16 protein-coding genes and 1 tRNA gene are annotated in these 16,497 nt (G+C 61.6%); 5 read left to right on the forward strand and 12 right to left on the reverse strand.

Annotated elements, in window-relative coordinates:
- Positions 1-11: 11 nt before the first annotated feature.
- Positions 12-749 carry a zinc ribbon domain-containing protein gene (locus tag A477_RS0119900; protein ID WP_017200616.1) on the reverse strand — a complete coding sequence of 246 codons (738 nt, stop codon included), beginning with the start codon at positions 747-749 and terminating at the stop codon, positions 12-14.
- Between the two features lie 89 nt (positions 750-838).
- Positions 839-1,750 carry a Nif3-like dinuclear metal center hexameric protein gene (locus tag A477_RS0119905; RefSeq protein WP_017200617.1) on the reverse strand — a complete coding sequence of 304 codons (912 nt, stop codon included), beginning with the start codon at positions 1,748-1,750 and terminating at the stop codon, positions 839-841.
- Positions 1,751-1,895: 145 nt separating this feature from the next.
- Between A477_RS0119905 and msrA the strand changes: the two genes are divergently transcribed.
- From msrA to epsC, 3 genes are all read left to right on the forward strand, one after another.
- The gene (msrA, locus tag A477_RS0119910; RefSeq protein WP_011775087.1) at positions 1,896-2,420 is read left to right on the forward strand and encodes a peptide-methionine (S)-S-oxide reductase MsrA; all 525 of its coding nucleotides are present in this window, start codon (positions 1,896-1,898) and stop codon (positions 2,418-2,420) included.
- 66 nt (positions 2,421-2,486) lie between these two features.
- Positions 2,487-3,422: a cysteine synthase A gene (cysK, locus tag A477_RS0119915; protein WP_017200618.1), complete on the forward strand. Its 936-nt coding sequence runs from the start codon at positions 2,487-2,489 to the stop codon at positions 3,420-3,422.
- Positions 3,423-3,463: 41 nt separating this feature from the next.
- Positions 3,464-4,048: a serine O-acetyltransferase EpsC gene (gene epsC, locus A477_RS0119920; RefSeq protein WP_017200619.1), complete on the forward strand. Its 585-nt coding sequence runs from the start codon at positions 3,464-3,466 to the stop codon at positions 4,046-4,048.
- Here the strand turns inward: epsC and A477_RS0119925 are convergent.
- Both A477_RS0119925 and gnd read right to left on the reverse strand, forming a co-directional pair.
- Positions 4,045-4,884: an oxidoreductase gene (locus A477_RS0119925; protein ID WP_017200620.1), complete on the reverse strand. Its 840-nt coding sequence runs from the start codon at positions 4,882-4,884 to the stop codon at positions 4,045-4,047. The two genes, epsC and A477_RS0119925, sit on opposite strands and share 4 nt — an antisense overlap.
- An 84-nt stretch (positions 4,885-4,968) precedes the next feature.
- Entirely contained in the window at positions 4,969-6,405 is a 1,437-nt protein-coding gene (gene gnd / locus A477_RS0119930; RefSeq protein WP_014922062.1) for an NADP-dependent phosphogluconate dehydrogenase, read from the reverse strand.
- Between the two features lie 210 nt (positions 6,406-6,615).
- Here gnd and A477_RS0119935 point away from each other — a divergent pair, with 210 nt between their 5' ends.
- Positions 6,616-7,344, forward strand: coding sequence for a FadR/GntR family transcriptional regulator (locus tag A477_RS0119935; protein ID WP_026005792.1), 729 nt, complete (start codon positions 6,616-6,618; stop codon positions 7,342-7,344).
- 14 nt (positions 7,345-7,358) lie between these two features.
- Here A477_RS0119935 and A477_RS0119940 read toward each other — a convergent pair whose 3' ends face one another.
- Genes A477_RS0119940 through A477_RS0119950 form a run of 3 tightly spaced genes read right to left on the reverse strand, consistent with a single transcriptional unit; the run spans position 7,359 to position 10,124 of the window.
- Positions 7,359-8,408 carry an L-idonate 5-dehydrogenase gene (locus A477_RS0119940; RefSeq protein WP_017200621.1) on the reverse strand — a complete coding sequence of 350 codons (1,050 nt, stop codon included), beginning with the start codon at positions 8,406-8,408 and terminating at the stop codon, positions 7,359-7,361.
- Positions 8,408-9,178: an SDR family oxidoreductase gene (locus A477_RS0119945; protein WP_026005793.1), complete on the reverse strand. Its 771-nt coding sequence runs from the start codon at positions 9,176-9,178 to the stop codon at positions 8,408-8,410. The genes A477_RS0119940 and A477_RS0119945 overlap by 1 nt, the downstream gene beginning before the upstream one ends.
- A 34-nt stretch (positions 9,179-9,212) precedes the next feature.
- Positions 9,213-10,124, reverse strand: coding sequence for an NAD(P)-dependent oxidoreductase (locus A477_RS0119950; protein WP_017200623.1), 912 nt, complete (start codon positions 10,122-10,124; stop codon positions 9,213-9,215).
- 70 nt (positions 10,125-10,194) lie between these two features.
- Here A477_RS0119950 and A477_RS0119955 point away from each other — a divergent pair, with 70 nt between their 5' ends.
- Complete coding sequence (locus A477_RS0119955; RefSeq protein ID WP_017200624.1) at positions 10,195-11,262, forward strand: D-2-hydroxyacid dehydrogenase; 1,068 nt, start codon at positions 10,195-10,197, stop codon at positions 11,260-11,262.
- 8 nt (positions 11,263-11,270) lie between these two features.
- On the opposite strand, the gene A477_RS0119960 is transcribed toward A477_RS0119955, so the two are convergent.
- The 5 genes from A477_RS0119960 to A477_RS0119980 all read right to left on the reverse strand — a co-directional run bounded on the left by A477_RS0119960 (position 11,271) and on the right by A477_RS0119980 (position 16,491).
- On the reverse strand, positions 11,271-13,328 hold the full coding sequence (locus A477_RS0119960; RefSeq protein ID WP_017200625.1) for an acyltransferase family protein: 2,058 nt from the start codon (positions 13,326-13,328) through the stop codon (positions 11,271-11,273).
- 171 nt (positions 13,329-13,499) lie between these two features.
- Positions 13,500-14,858 (reverse strand): MFS transporter, encoded by a 1,359-nt coding sequence (locus A477_RS0119965; protein WP_020372857.1) that lies wholly within the window; start codon positions 14,856-14,858, stop codon positions 13,500-13,502.
- Positions 14,859-15,001: 143 nt separating this feature from the next.
- Entirely contained in the window at positions 15,002-15,796 is a 795-nt protein-coding gene (locus A477_RS0119970) for an IclR family transcriptional regulator (protein ID WP_017200627.1), read from the reverse strand.
- A gap of 221 nt (positions 15,797-16,017) precedes the next feature.
- The gene (locus tag A477_RS0119975; protein WP_017200628.1) at positions 16,018-16,308 is read right to left on the reverse strand and encodes a hypothetical protein; all 291 of its coding nucleotides are present in this window, start codon (positions 16,306-16,308) and stop codon (positions 16,018-16,020) included.
- Positions 16,309-16,415: 107 nt separating this feature from the next.
- Positions 16,416-16,491 (reverse strand) — tRNA-Val (locus A477_RS0119980).
- Between the last annotated feature and the right edge of the window lie 6 nt (positions 16,492-16,497).

The following is a 16,497-nucleotide window of genomic DNA, read 5'->3' on the forward strand; positions in this document are numbered from 1 at the left end:
GTCGGGCTGCGTCAGTTCCACTCCGCCGAACGGACCAGGATGACACCCGAGTCCGGGCAGAAAACAATATCGTCCTCAGCGGCTGCTTTGACTTCGGCAAGGTCGCCGGGGCTGAGCATCATGCCGGAGCCTTCGGACTTACCGTGGAACAGCCGGGCTGCACCGACTCCCCGCTTGGCAATGGTCTTCTCGTAGATGGCCAGCACTCCCGCGTCCAGGGATTCCGCGAAAACGGCACGCTGCCCGCGGACCACCGTTTCTTCGGCCGCAATTTCCGCAATGGCCTCGTCCAGCTCAGCCCGGATGCTGCCGAACGAGCCCTGGATGTCGTCCACGATCGCCTGCTGGGCAGCCTGGCGCTCCCGCAACGCATCCAAGCGCTCCAGGATTTCGAGCTCCACGTCTTCGAGGTCCGAACGGCGCTTGTTGAGTGAGGCAATGTCGCTCTGCAGCGCCACCAGGTCCTTGGACAGGCCGGTGCCGCTGTTCAGCCGGGTTTCGTCGCGTTCAATGCGGGTAGCTACCTGCTCGACGTCGGCTTCCGCCCGGCGAAGTTCGGCTTCGGCATCGTGGACGGCCACCTTGGCCGCACCAAGTTCCCCGTTGGCCACGTTCAACGCATCCGTCAGGTCGGTGATGCGTGGATCTGTTTCCAAAACCTTCCGGCGGCCGGCAAGCGACCTGAGCTTGGCGTCCAGTCCCTGCAGTTCAAGCAATTTCAATTGTTCTGCCGGTGCTGCTTTCGCCACGCTTACCTCCGCTAATTGCCACCGGCCCTGGGGATCAGGTCCGGCCGGACCGCCACTATCTGTCAGGGCTGCCCGTATCTTTCTAGACTCTAGTCCCCGCCGGGAGTGAGTATGAAGTCCCAGGGGTCGCTGTTGGTGCCGCTGACGCGGATCCCGACGTCGTAGCCCTGGTCTGCGAGCACGTTGCCCAGCGCTTCAGCCGCTGCAGGCAGCCACAGCCATTCACTGGCAAAGTGCGAAACATCAATCAGGTAGGGCCGGCCGTTAGTGGCACCTTCGCGGGCCTCCGATGCTGGGTGATGACGCATATCAGCCGTGACGTACACATCCGCATGGCTGGCGCGAACGGCGTCGAACAAGCTGTCGCCCGCACCACCGCAGACTGCGACGCGCCGGACCAGGCCGTCTTTGTCTCCAGCCACCCGGACTCCCCCGGCAACAGCGGGCAACATCTCAAACACGCGCGCTGCGAAATCACCAAGCGTCTCAAGTTCAGGGAGGTCCCCTACCCTGCCGATGCCCTCCTCCGGCAGGCCGTTGCTTGCAGCCGTCAGCGGTGTGACGTTCTCCAGTCCGAAAGCGTCGGCAAGGACATCGGAAACCCCGCCCACTGCTGAATCACCATTGGTGTGCACGGTCAAAAGGCCCGTACCGGCCTCTATCAACCGGTGGACAGCCAGGCCCTTTGCGGACGTGGCTGCCACAGAGTTCACCCCTTTGAGAAGCAAGGGGTGGTGGGTGATGAGCAGTTCGGCCCCCCACTCCACGGCTTCATCGATCACGGCCAGCGTGGGATCAACAGCAAAGAGGATTTTGGTGACGGGGGCGTTGGGCCGGCCGACAACAAGGCCCACCTCATCCCAGTCTTCAGCCAGGGACTCCGGCCAGAGTTCCTCGACAGCCAGCAACACCTGACCGAGCGTAGGATCACCGCTGGCGTCAACTGTTTCGTCTTCTTCGACGGAATCCGCATCAGAAATGTCGGTGTTTACTGCTTCCATGCTCTTATTCTTCCCTACTGGGCCCGATTTCTTTCTTACCGGGCCCGATCGGGCGGTTGCCGCACCGGCAAGACCTCCCTGGTGCCGTAATTCTCCCGTAAGGTGAAGCGGGAATCATCAGGCCCTCCGATCCATTGAAGAGAACATGAAAACTTTCGTACTTGGCGGTGGCTGCTTCTGGTGCCTTGATGCCGTATACCAGAAGACCCGCGGCGTCAGCTCGGTTGTATCCGGCTACACCGGCGGTCACGTCCGCAATCCCGATTACTACGAGGTGTGCTCCGGAACTACGGGCCACGCAGAAGTTGTCGCGGTGACATTCGATGAAACCGTGGTTCCGGAGGAAGTCATCCTGGACATGTTCTTCGCCCTGCACGACCCCACAACGCTGAACCGTCAGGGCTATGACGTAGGAACCCAGTACCGATCATCGATGTTCTACACAACGACGGAAGAGAAGGTGCTGTTCGAGGAAGCCATTGAACGAGCCCAAGCCCTCTGGTCCGATCCGATTGTGACTGAGGTCAGCCGCCTTCCAGAGTTCCATGAGGCCGAGGAAGTCCACCAGAATTACTATGCGAAGTTCCCGTACCAGGGGTACTGCCAGGTGATTATTAACCCGAAATTGGCCAAGGCCCGGAAATATTACTCTGCGTGGCTTACTGCTTAGCAGGGTTTCGATCCCGCTGGTTAGGCTGACCTCAGCATTCCCTCTTCAGAGATAGGCGTAATTTTCATGGCAAGGATCTACGACGACGTCACGCAGCTTGTCGGCCGCACCCCGCTGGTCCGTCTGAACCGGCTGACCGAAGGCCTCGACGCCACCGTGGCAGTCAAGCTTGAGTTCTACAACCCGGCCAACAGCGTCAAGGACCGCATCGGCGTGGCCATCATTGATGCTGCCGAGAAGTCCGGTGCCCTGAAGCCCGGTGGCACCATCGTCGAAGGTACCTCGGGCAACACCGGCATCGCACTGGCTCTGGTGGGTGCAGCCCGCGGTTACAAGGTCATCCTGACCATGCCTGAGACCATGTCCACTGAGCGCCGGGTCATGCTGCGTGCGTATGGTGCGGAAATTGTCCTGACCCCCGGTTCCGAGGGCATGCGTGGTGCCGTCGAGAAGGCACAGGAAATCGTCGCCAACACGGAGAACTCCATCTGGGCCCAGCAGTTCGCCAACGAGGCCAACCCGGCGATCCACCGCACCACTACCGCCGAGGAAGTCTGGGAAGACACCGATGGCGAAGTGGACATTTTTGTTGCTGGCGTAGGTACCGGCGGCACCATCACAGGTGTTGGCCAGGTCCTCAAGGAACGCAAGCCCGGCGTGCAGATTGTCGCCATCGAACCCAAGGACTCCGCGATCCTCAACGGTGGAGCGCCCGGTCCGCACAAGATCCAGGGAATCGGTGCCAACTTTGTTCCGGAAATCCTGGACACCAACGTTTACGACGAAGTCCTGGACGCCACGCTGGAAGATTCAGTCCGCGTAGCCCGTGAACTCGGCGCGCGTGAAGGCATCCTCGGCGGCATCTCCTCCGGCGCCATCGTGTGGGGTGCACTGGAACTGGCCAAGCGTCCCGAGAACGCAGGCAAACTGATCGTCGCCGTCGTCTGTGACTTTGGAGAGCGTTACATCTCCACGGTGCTGTTCGACGACATCCGCGGCTAAGACTTCGCCCGCACGCCTTCATTTCCTGTAGAAAGGTCTTTGTGAGCTTCTTCGCAAGGCTTAAGGAAGACCTCGATGCCGCCCGGTCCCATGACCCGGCGGCTCGAGGCTCTTTTGAGAACTTTTTCGCATACTCCGGCCTGCACGCCATCTGGGCACACCGCGTGACGCACCGGCTGTGGCAGAATCCGGCGCTCCGTTTTCCTGCGCGCCTGATCTCCCAGCTGGCCAGGTTCCTTACCGGAATCGAAATCCATCCCGGTGCCACCATAGGCCGCCGCTTCTTCATCGACCACGGCATGGGGGTGGTGATCGGTGAGACCGCGGAAATCGGCGAGGACGTGATGATTTATCACGGAGTGACGCTCGGCGGACGTTCGCTGGCCAAGGTCAAGCGGCACCCCACTATCGGCGACGGCGTGACCATCGGCGCAGGTGCAAAGGTCCTAGGGCCCATCACCATCGGCGCCGGCAGCGCCATCGGTGCCAATGCCGTGGTAGTAAAGGACGCGCCCCCGGAATCCATCATCACCGGCATTCCGGCCACGTGGCGACACCGCGACGCCAGGTCCGAAACGAAGCCCGCGGTGGACCCTGCTGAGTACTACATCGAGTACCGGATCTAGCCGGCGAGCCTTCTGTAGAAATTCCAGAAGACAGCGTCGAAGGCGCGGTCCGGAAGAACCCTTCGCAGTGCCAGAACGCTCCAGGCTCCCCTACCCACCGGGTAGCGGGTCCTGGGGCGTTTTGCCGTTGCGGCCCGGACTATGGTTTTTGCCACAACCCGCGCCGGCGTCGACACCACGTGACCGGTTCCGGATGTTGATGCCAGTGCGGCAGCGACAATGTGCGCTTGCCCGCTGTAGGGCCCTCCGCCGGAGGCAGCCAACAGGCCCTCGCCCGCGATGGTGCCCCATTCACTGTCCGTTCCCGACGGCTCAATAATGACGACGTCGATGCCGTGCGGCCCCAGCTCCAGGCGCAGGCAATCACTCATTCCCTCAACCGCAAATTTAGTGCCGTGGTACCAAGCGCCCAAGGGCTCATGGATCTTGCCGCCAATGGACGCCACATTGATGATCCGGCCTGACCGCGAACGGCGCATGCCGGGAATGACGAGTTGGGTCATCCTCGCCAGGCCCATGACGTTGACTTCGAACTGGCGCCTGCCTTCAGCCAGCGGCACTTCCTCGAGTGAGCCATAGGAACCGTAGCCGGCATTGTTGACCAGCAGGTCGATCCGCCCATGGGCCGCTTCAACCAACCTCACCGCGGACTCCATCGATTCCTCCGAAGTGACGTCCAAGGACAGAACGGTGATGCCGTGCTGCTTCAACGGCTCCATCTTGTCCACACGGCGTGCCCCTGCGTAGACAGTGAAGCCGGCTGCCCGGAGGGCAATGGCGGTATCGAAGCCGATTCCGGTGGAAGCACCGGTGACAAACGCGATACGGGATGCCATGGCTGGTCTCCTTCAGTTGGGTACGGCAAAGGCCGGTCCCCACAGCGTAACTGGGAGGAACCGGCCTCTGACGGGAAGCTGCTGCTAGTGGGTGTCGACGGCCGAGATCTCGGACTTGTCTTCGCCCCACAGGGTGTGGAATGTACCCTCGGTGTCCACGCGACCGTAGGTGTGGGCACCGAAGAGGTCGCGCTGGCCCTGGATCAGGGCAGCGGCAACGCGCTTGCGGCGCAGGCCGTCATAGTAGGCCAGCGAGGAGGAGAACACCGGTACCGGGATGCCCAACTGGACGGCGGTGGCTACCACGCGGCGCCATGCCGGGAGTGCCTCCGCGATGGCCTTGGTGAAGGCCGGCGCGAACAGCAGGTTGGCGGGCTTCTCTTCGGCGGCGTAGGCCTTGGTGATGTCCTTGAGCAGTTCTGCCCGGATGATGCAGCCTGCGCGCCAGAGCGAAGCGATCTCGTCCAGCTTGAGGTCCCAGCCGTATTCCTTGGCAGCGGAAGTGAGCATGTCCAGTCCCTGGGCGTAGGAGACCAGCTTGGAGGCATACAGTGCCTGGCGGACATCCTCGACAAAGGTCTCGGGAATTTCCACGGAGGCTTCTTCGCCGGCCAGCAGTTCCTGGCCAAGCTTGCGCTGCTCGGTCTGCGAGGACAGTGCGCGGGCAAAGACGGACTCGGCGATGCCGGAGACCGGGGAGCCGAGTTCCAGGGCGGAGATGACCGTCCAGCGGCCCGTGCCCTTCTGGCCTGCAGCGTCCACGACGACGTCCACGAACGGCTTGCCCGTCTTGGCGTCAACGTGTCCCAGGACCTCGGCGGAAATTTCGATCAGGAAGGAGGACAGATCGCCCTTGTTCCATTCAGCGAAGATCTTGGACTGCTCGGCGGGCTCGATGCCGGCGCCGGAGCGGAGGAGGTCGAATGCTTCGCCGATGACCTGCATGTCGGCGTATTCGATGCCGTTGTGGACCATCTTGACGAAGTGGCCGGCGCCATCGGTGCCGATCCAAGCACAGCACGGTTCGCCGTCGACCTTCGCGGAGATTTTCTCCAGGAGCGGGCCGAGGGCGTCGTAGGACTCACGCGAGCCGCCGGGCATGATGGACGGGCCGTTCAGTGCACCTTCCTCGCCGCCGGATACACCGACGCCGACGAAGTGGAGGTCCTTCTTGGCCAGCGCGGCTTCGCGGCGGCGGGTGTCCTCGTAGTGCGAGTTACCGGCGTCGATGATGATGTCACCGGCTTCGAGCAGCGGTTCGAGCTGCTCGATCACGTTGTCAACAGGAGCGCCTGCCTTGACCATGATGAGGACGCGACGGGGCTTTTCGAGGGAGTCGACGAGTTCCTGCAGGGTTTCCGTACGGATGAAGTCGCCGTCCGTGCCGTGCTTTTCGAGCAGGGCGTCAGTCTTTTCCACGGAGCGGTTGTGGAGAGCCACGGTGAAGCCGTTGCGGGCGAGGTTGCGGGCCAGGTTGGCGCCCATCACCGCAAGGCCGGTGACACCGATGTGTGCTGACATCAAAACTCCAATTCGTTCGTGTACAAACAGTCCTGCGGACACGCAGGAAGCGATTTCAAAACCAGGGGCTGTAATAAACCATACGTATTTAAGCCTTGGGCGGGAAAGCGGCGCCCACGTTTTGGAACGGTGCCGCGTCATAAACAGTCTATGATGCCGGCCCGGATCCGGCTGCGCACGGGACGTCCCCGCGCCACTATGCTTACCTCTATGTCAACCAGCCTCCACCACCGCGCCGTAGAGCATTTGGGCACCAGGATCGTCGGTGGCGCCCTTCCTACAGGCCACGTCATGCTGGCCGAGCATCTGGAGGACGAACTCAAAGTGTCGCGCTCCGTTGTCCGTGAAGCTGTCCGTGTACTGCAGTCGCTGGGGCTGGTGGAGACCATAAAGCGCGTGGGTATCCGGGTCCTCCCGGCCCACCGCTGGAATCCATTCGATCCGCTGGTGATCCGTTGGCGGCTTGCCGGCGACGGGCGTGGCGCCCAGTTGCGGTCGCTGGCCGAACTCCGATCCGCCGTCGAGCCTGTTGCAGCAGAGCTGGCTGCAGGGAACGCACCCGAGAGTCTTCGGCAGGAGCTGGTGGGCATCTCACTGGCCATGAAGGAAGCCGGTGATGCCGGCGATATGGCGCGCTTCCTTGACCTCGATATCCGGTTCCATGCGCTGGTCCTCTCCGGCTCCGGGAACGAGATGTTTGCCAACCTTATTGGCCAGGTCACTGAAACCCTCACCGGCCGCACCGTCCATGGGCTCATGCCGGAACACCCCCAGAAGCAGGCGCTTCAGTGGCACATGGACGTTGCCCACGCGATCGACGCCGGCGACGGTTCCGTCGCGCGAGACGCCGCCGCCAAGATCATGCGGCAGACCATCGCGGAGCTGGCACCCAGCTGGAATGACCAGCCCCGCGTCTTCGTCCCTGTCGCAAAGAACTAGTCGCCACAAACCAGCTACTGCTGAAAGTTCAGCAGGACCTTTCCGGATTCGGCGGAGTTCTTCGCCACTTCAAAGGCCTCCAGGCCTTGGGTCAGGCCAAACTCGTGTGTCACCACCGGATCGACAAACAGCGAGCCATCAGCCAGGGCATCAATGACCAGGTCGATTTCGTCATTGAAGCGGAACGAGCCAATCAGTTCCAATTCGCGGGTGATGGCCAGTGAGATGAACACCGGCTGGGGTCCGGACGGCAGGAGGCCCACCATCACCACTTTGCCGCCCCGGGTTGCACCCTTGATGGCCGAGGCCAGTCCGAAATGGCTTCCCGAGGATTCAATAACCACGTCCGCATCCACCGCCGCGATGGCTTCCGCATCATCACCTTTGAGGACCTCGTCGGCGCCCACGGCCCGGGCGATTTCCAAGGGCTTGTCGTGCATGTCGACGGCGACGATCCTGGCCGCGCCGGCACGCTTGAGAACGGCGATCACAAGCGCACCAATGGGGCCGCTACCGATCACGAGCGTGCTCTTACCCTTGACGTCTCCTGCGCGCCCTGCCGCATGCCAGGCAACACTGGCTGGTTCCACCAGGGCGGCGGTGCGGAGGTCCAGGGTCTCCGGCAGCCGACGCAGCATCCTTGTGGGCAGGTTGGCGTAGCGGCTGAATGCGCCGTTCGTGTGGGGGTACCGTGCGGCGCTGCCCAAATAGGTGCATCCCGGGGAGAGGTTCGGGCGGTCTTCGGGGTATTTGACGTCGCCAGGTGCAGGGCTGGCTGGATGGACAGCCACAGGCGTTCCCACTCCGGGGCCGGAACCATCAACAGCTTGCTGGACCACCACGCCAACGATTTCGTGTCCAAGGACCAGGGGCTCCTTAAGGATGGACTCCCCCGCCGCACCATGCAGCCAGTAATGCAGGTCCGACCCGCAGATCCCGCCGAAGGCGATCTCCACCACGGCTTCATGGGTCGCCGGTGCCGTCAGCGGGACGTCTTCGATCCTGAGATCGCCCCTGCCGTGGGCGACTACGGCGGGGCCGGAAGCCGGAAGATGAATGCTCATTAGACCACCACCGTCATTCCACCGTCGACGAAGATTGTCTGGCCGTTCACGAAATTGGATGCCTGTGAGGCCAGCCAGACAGTGGGACCGGCAAGATCGGCTACCGTCCCCCACCGGTTGGCCGGGGTCCGCCCGAGGATCCAAGAGTTGAAATCAGCATCATCCACCAGCTTTTGAGTCATTTCCGTGTGGATGTACCCCGGCGCGATGCCATTGATCTGCAATCCGGAGGAAGCCCATTCTGCCGTCATGGCGCGGGTCAGGTTGCGAAGTCCACCCTTGGCCGCCACGTACGGTGCAATGGTGGGACGGGCAAGGTCCGTTTGGACAGAGCAGATATTGATGATCTTCCCCTGTCCCCGGGGGATCATGTGCCGGGCCGCTTCCCGGCCCACAAGGAAGGCGCTGGTGAGATTCGTGGTGATTACGCGGTCCCAGTCCTCCACATCAAGGTCCAGCATGGGAACACGGTGCTGGATTCCGGCATTGTTCACCAGGACGTCAAGTGGGCCCACGTTCTTCTCTACCCAGGCTATTCCTTCAGCGGCGGCCGTGGCGTCGGTGACGTCGAAGGCCAGGCTGTGGACCTTTCCCTCCGTGTAGTCAGCAGCAGCGGCCTGCCGGGCTGCTTCCAGCCGTTCGGCATTGATGCCGTTAAGCACCACGGTTGCTCCGGCATCCGCCAGCCCCCTGGCCAGGGCGTTACCGATCCCCCGGCTTGAGCCAGTGACCAACGCAACCCGCCCGGTCAGATCAAAAAGTCCACTCATGGTTTGCACGTCATTTCTTCTTCAGTTGCGCCGGTCAGTTGCTGTTCGATGTGGAGGCTGCTGCCGAGCTCAGGTTTGCGATGGCCTGGCGGACCACAGCGAGGTCTTTGTCTCCGAGTCCCTGGCGCTTGATTTCGGCGTACAGATCGATTGCCGCCGCTGCCATGGGTACGGCAGAGCCAACGGCTTCAGCGCTGGCGACCACGAAGCCCAGGTCCTTGTGCATGAACTTGGCCGGCCCGGTTGGGGCGTATTCCTTGGCGGCCAGCCGGGGGCCAACGTTGTCCAGCACCCGGCTTCCGGCCAGCCCTCCCGAGAGGACCTCGTAAAGTGCCCGCACATCCATGCCGGAGCGTTCCGCGAGTTCGGCCGCTTCGGCCAGCGCCGCCGTCGTTGTTCCGACGATGAGTTGATTGCAGGCTTTGGCGAGCGACCCCGATCCAAGAGGCCCCATGCGCTTCACGGTGGTCCCCATGGTTTTCAGGAGCGGCTCGAGCGTTTCGAACTGGCCTTCGGTCGCTCCCACCATGATGGCCAGGCTTCCGCTTTGGGCCCCGGAGGTGCCACCGCTGACCGGGGCATCGACCACGGCCGCGTTACCACTGGACGCCTGGTGAACAGCCTCGCCAAACAGCTGGACTGCGGTTGGCGAGACGCTGCTCATAATGACGACGGCGGTGCCCGGCTCGGGTGGCTCGTTCCGCCATGACTGGAGCAAGTCCGCGGCCGCTTCCTCAATGAAGGGTAGATCAGGGAGCATGAAAATGATGGCGTCTTCATTGCGCAGCTCCGCGACGTCGGCTGCGCGGCGGACGCCGGAGAGGCGCTCGAAAACGGTGTCTGAGCGATTCCAGGCGGTGACATTCCATCCGGCACCGGCAATGTTGGAGGCCATGGGCGCTCCCATGAGTCCTAAGCCGACAAAGCCCACGCGCTGACTGGTCATGGTAGGTAACACCTCACTTCTTTGTGGTCATCCAGGAGATTTCTGTTCAATATCCTAGCCTCCATTCAGTATGATGAACACCATGACGACTGACGAACTCACCATCGCCATCGCTGTGCCGCTCGATGCAGAGCATGTAGAGCTGATCCGCGCTGTAGATCCCTCCGTAACAGTTCTTTACGACCCCGAACTTCTTCCGCCGGAACGGTTTCCAGCCGATCACGCCGGCGATCCCGCGTTCAAGCGCACGCCGGAGCAGGAGGAACGCTATTGGGCCATGCTGAACAGGGCCCAGGTCATTTACGGTTTCCCCAACGAGAGTCCGGCCGGACTAGCGCGCGTTGCCGGCAGCAACCCCCACTTGCAATGGATCCATGCCATGGCGGCCGGAGCCGGTGGCGCCGTCAAGGCTTCCGGACTGGACACGGAAACCCTCCGAAAATTCCACGTGACGACATCCGCAGGTGTCCACGCGCTGCCCTTGGCAGAGTTCTCAGCCTTCGGCATCCTCAGCGGCTTCAAGCGCAGCGCTGAGATGGCACAGGACCAGGCCGCCAGAATCTGGCCCGAGCTGAGGACGCCTACCAAGCTGGTCAACGGCTCCAAAGTGGTCATTGCAGGCCTCGGCGAGATTGGCATGGAGACGGCTCGAATCGCCCGGGCCATGGGGATGAAAGTCAGCGGAACCAAGCGCACTGTGGAACCCATGGAGGGGATCGACCAGGTCACCACCAATGCGGGCCTCTCCAGCCTGCTGGTGGACGCCGACGCAGTGGTGAACACACTGCCCGGCACCCCGTATACGGAGAAGCTGTTCAACAGGGACATTTTCTCCGCCATGAAGCAGGGAACCGTATTCGTCAACGTCGGCCGTGGCACCGTAGTGGATGAGGTCGCTTTGCTGGAAGCCCTGAACAACGGTCAGGTCTCATACGCCTGCCTCGACGTATTCGCGGTGGAGCCGCTTCCGCAGGACAGTCCTTTGTGGAATCATCCCAAGGTCCTGGTTTCACCGCATACCTCGGCATTAAGCGCGGCCGAAAACCGGCTCATCACGGAACGTTTCTGCAGCAACCTGCGCACATTCCTCGACGGCGGTGAACTCCCCCACCTGGTTGATCCGGTCCACTTCTATTAGGCCGCGAACTACCATCCCGTGGCGTCAAACCACCTCTCGGACAGCGTCTCGGTCATGGTCCTGACGTAAGTGCTCGAGAGGTGGTTGTCGTCAAGGTAGACATATACGTTGCCCACAATGCCGGGGCAAGACGTGCCGTCGCAGACCAGGTCCGTCATGTCCAGGATGGACAGCCCGGTGAAAGTACCCTCCAACTGATCCAAGGGATTGCTTTCGGCAAGCACGGATGACTGGGCCGGACGGCAGCGCGGGTCCTCCACGCCGGACGCCATCGCGCACTCGCTGGGGCTGAATGAGAAGCGTGGGTTGTCCCTCATGGCGATGACCTCAATACCCTGGTCAGTGATCTCGCCAACCAGTTCGTCAAGACCCCACGTGAGTTCCTCATCGGGCGAGTCCGGAACTGCTGCCGTCCCCACAAGGAAGACAGCATCGGGCTGATGAATACGGATGTGCTCCCGGACGTTTCGGTTGAAGGCGTTGCATTCGTCCCCCACCTCGTCCGTTTCGGTCATGAACGGGCAGGCTCCGAACGTGATGGCTTGGACACGCCACTGGTGCTCCTTGGCCAGGGGGCCGATGGCTCCAAGCCACTGCAGCGAATGGGACTGACCCACCACAAATACGGTCCAGTCGGCGTCAGCACCGACGTCGTTCTGCTGGCACTCTGCAAACAGCAGCGGATCCGTTGGGCGAAGGTCTCCGGTACATGCGCCGTCGAGCCTTCCCCAATCTTCCGGCAGCTGCTCAGGGGTGGGCAGCGTCCGCGCACCCTCCCTGACAAGGTCGACGTAGCCGGGTAACAACGCCCGCGCCCCCGGGTTATCGTCAGCATTCTGAGAACCGATAATGTTCTTCTCCATTTGCTGCTGGTATCCGAACTGCAGCATCGGAGCGGCAGCGACCGCAAGGCAAACAAGTACAGCCAAGGCCAGACGCCGGCGCTTGGCCTCCGGCCATCGCCATGCACGCAGGGGCTGCTCCACGAACCGGGTGGTAAGGAACGCCAGGAGGAGGGATGCACCCACGATCAGGGTACCGGTCAGCGCATCAGCATGGTCTTGGCCAATCCACACCAGAGTAATTACCAGCAGAGGCCAATGCCACAAGTAGAGGGCATACGACGTTGATCCCAGACCCACCAACACCTTGGACGAAAGAATGCGGTCCACACCGAAGCGGCTTCCCGACTGCCCTGCGATGATCACGGCCACCGCCGCGAGGGTTGGCCACAAGGCCACGAAGCCAGGAAACGCGGTCTGCACCTGGAGAAGGGCGCCACAGCTCAGCATGGCGGCCACCCCCACCCAGCCAAGCACGCTTCGCACTCCCCGCCCGGGATGAAGATACGGAAGCAACAGCGCCACCAGCGTGCCCAGGGCAAACTCCCACAGCCGGGCAAAGGTATCGAAGTAGGCCAACTCCTGGTTGGTCGCCGTGAAGGAGACCGAATAAGTCAGCGAAACTGCGAAGATCAGCCCGAAGACTCCAAGCAACACGGCCCTATAGCCCAGACCCAAGCGGCGGCAGACCAAGGCCGCTGCAACAAAGATGGCGGGCCAGAGGATGAATACCTGCCCTTGAATGGATAGCGACCAGAAATGTTGAAAAGGGCTTGCCAAGCTGTGGTCTGCCGCGTAGTAGTTGACCACCTGCCGTTGGAGCAGCCAATTTTGCACATAGAACAGCGAAGCCCACCCTTGGCTGACTATTTCGATCCAGCGCGTGCGGGGAATGATCACGTACGTGGCCGCCAGAGTGCCAAGGATTACTACGACGACGGCAGGCAAGAGCCGCCAGAAAAGGTGCAACCAATGACGCACCAATGACACTGGGCGGGCATCCTCATAGCGGTTGACGAATTGCAACGTCATCAGGAACGCCGAAATCAGCAGGAAGACGTCCACTCCACCGGAAACGCGGCCGAACCAAATGTGGTACGAGACAACCATGAGTACGGCCAAGGAACGCAGGCCTTGGATCTCAGGCCGAAACGCGGTCTTCCCTTCCCCGGCCCGGGCCTTCCCCGTACTTTCCGGTGACGCAAGGCCCTTGGTTGCCGTCATCGACACACTCCTCTTTCGCTGCACCAATTCTGCACTGCCACCCGCGAATTTCCACCACACTCTGAGCGACTCATTTTGTGTTCAGACGTAAAGCAGCGCGGCACCCTCTGGAACGAGGGTGCCGCGCTGATCAGTGGCTGTGCAATCCTTGTGCAGGTGCTTCTGTGGGAGCTACTTTGCGTCCTCGGTACTGACGAGATCCCTGCCCGCCGTCTCAGGGGTAAAGAACGTGGTCACGAACGAGATGAGCGCCAGGACCAGGGAGTAGATGGCCAGGACCAACCATGAGTGGTTGGTGGCGGCCAACATAAGCGCTCCGAGCAGCGGCGCAAGACCGCCAGCCAGAACCGCTGAGATCTCGCGACTCATGGCCACGCCGGTGAAGCGGTACTGGGATCCGAACAGTTCGGGCAAAAGCGGGCACTGCGGGCCCAGCATCGACTGAACGCCGATTGCAATGCCTACCGCCATGACAACCCACACCAACGTGACGTTGCCCAAGGTGACCAAGTAGAAGGCAGGAACCGCGATGATTGCCTGAAAAAGTGCGCCGTAGCGGTAGACGGGGACACGGCCGAACCTGTCTGACAACGCACCGAAGGTGACCACCATAACGGCGGCGAACCCGGCGGCGATCAACAAGCCCACAGGACCGATGGAGTTGTTACCAGCGAAGACGCCCGCCGGCATGCTCATGAAGGACACCAACAGTGCGGAGTAGATCGAAGAGTTGCCGTTCTCGCCCATGCGGAGGCCGATGCCGAGCAGCACGTTCTTTTTGGAGTGCTTCCAGAGAGCGCCAATGGGGTTCTTGACAACGTTCTTGTGCTTCTCCAACTCCTGGAACGCGGGAGTTTCCTTGAGCTTGAGGCGGATGAAGATAGCCACAGCGATCAGAATGAAACTGGCCAGGAATGGTACGCGCCACAGCCACCCTTGAAGGACCGACTTGTCCGCCATGGCGATGAGCGCGAAGGTTCCCGCGCCGAGGAGCGTGCCTAACTGAATGCCGACAAACGGCAATGAAGCGAAGAACCCACGACGGCGGCGCGGAGCCACTTCCGAAATCAGGGTCGTGGCGCCAGCCTGCTCGGCGCCGGCGCCGAGTCCCTGGATGATCCGCAGCGTAACCAGCAGTACGGCGCCGAGCATTCCTGCTTGTTCGAAGGTGGGGAGAAGGCCAATGGCAAAACTTGCTGTTCCCATCAGCGCAATGGTCAGGATGAGGACCATCTTCCTCCCGAACCTGTCCCCGATGTAGCCGAAGATCAAGCCGCCGAATGGCCGCGCGGCGAAGCCGACGCCATAGGTGGCAAAGGACGCAATCAACGCACCGTCGGGGCCGAGCGGTGAAAAGAACAGCGGACCGAAGATCAGAGCCGAAGCCAAGCCGTAAATGTAGAAGTCGTAGTACTCCAGCGCTGAACCTACAGAGCTGGCCAGCGTAGCCCGCCGGAGTTGTTCCGGTTCAACGACAGCGTCCTCTGTCCCGGCTGCGAGCTTTTCATTTGCACGAGTTATCACAAGCACTCCCTCAAAATCACCCCGGGCCCCCGTTGGCCCAGTGAGATAGTGATGGCATCACCGCCAAGATCACTATGATGAACAGCGTACAGCTTGGTGAACGCGCTGCCAAGGTTGTAATCAGATTTATTTGCGTCCGGCGGGTTGCCCTACCCCATAGGGTTACCCAAGGACCGTGCCAGCTCCTTGAGTTCCTTGACCATAAGGGCGCCCTGCTCCTCAGAGTAAGTAGCCTTCAGCGCGGTCACAGATAGGCCGAGGCTAGGGCCATGGGCTCCATGGGTAGGGACCGGCACGGCAAGGCAGACCACACCAACCGTGGACTCTTCATCCTCGAAGGCGTACCCCTGTTTGCGGATGGTGGAAATCTGGGCCTTGAGTTCCGCGGCTGTCTTGAGGGAGTTTGGGGTCATGGTGGGCAACTCCATGCCATCCGGGAACATTGCGTCGATGTCGTGATCGTGCAACTGGGCAATCAGGGCCTTGCCGACACTGCAGAGCGAGACAGGCATCTTGTCACCGATGTTGGACGTCAGCCTGACCGCTGGATGGCCCTCATACCGCGCCAAATAGATGACATGGTCGCCGTCGAGCATCGCGATTCTCACAGTCTCTCCGGAGAGCGTGGGCGCTTGCTCGCAGTACTTGTAGAACTCTTGCACCTCATCCAGGCGACTGAGATATGCAGCTCCCAGTTCAACGAGCTTCCTCCCCAAGGCGAAGTCGGCACCTTGGCGGGTTATGAGCCGTGCTTCTTCCAGCGCCAATAGCAGGTTGGACGTCGAGGACTTGGGAATTCCGAGTTCACGCGAGAGATCGCTCAGCGTCAGACGACCCGTCGGTGATTCAGCCAGCACCTCCAACACGGCTGCAGCGCGCGTGACAGCAGGCGCCGGCGACGAAGCGCCCAGCCCTTCGGGACGGGAGGTGCGGGAATCGGCCATGATTCTCCTTCGACATCGCAATTCGACTGTTCATTCTGCTGAACACTACTCATCATAATGGAACGCTGATGCCTCAGCAGGGTGAGTCGCGCACCGCACTGCACCTCCGGTGAGACCGTACTTTCCAAACCCAAAAGTTCGCTGTATATTCATTTTCGAGCTCTCCACCGCGGCATCCCCCAATAGTCGTGGTGGAGAGCTCATCCATTTCCGGCATCAGCCTAAGCAGCAGCGAGATCCTCGCCCCGGAGGCACCAGCCCCCACCAGTTCCGTCCCTCACCAGTTCCCAGGTAGCGATGCCGGACCGTGGGTTGTTCCCTGGACGGACTTGGACCTGCCAGACTTCAACATCGACCCGCCCCTGCCCCCTGGGCATCCTCCGGGACTGCTCCCACCATGCAACCCGCTCAAACCACCGGACCGGTTCCACCACCATGCGCCACTCCCGGCCGCCCCTCATGATGACCGCCGGGGCGCCTGGCTCAACTGTGAGGATGTGTACGTGCTCCATGGAAGAAACCGTAGGATGAGGGTCTGACAAGAAAGAGCATCGGACGAAAACGGGACACAAAAAAACCCCGCCTTCCAAGCCTTGCGACTCGAATGACGGGGTTTTGCTGGTGGGTCCTACCGGGATCGAACCGATGACATCCACGGTGTAAACGTGGCGCTCTACCAGCTGAGCTAAAGACCCAAATTG

The sequence above is a fragment of the Arthrobacter sp. M2012083 genome (assembly GCF_000281065.1).
In the GTDB taxonomy this organism is placed as follows: Bacteria; Actinomycetota; Actinomycetes; order Actinomycetales; family Micrococcaceae; genus Arthrobacter.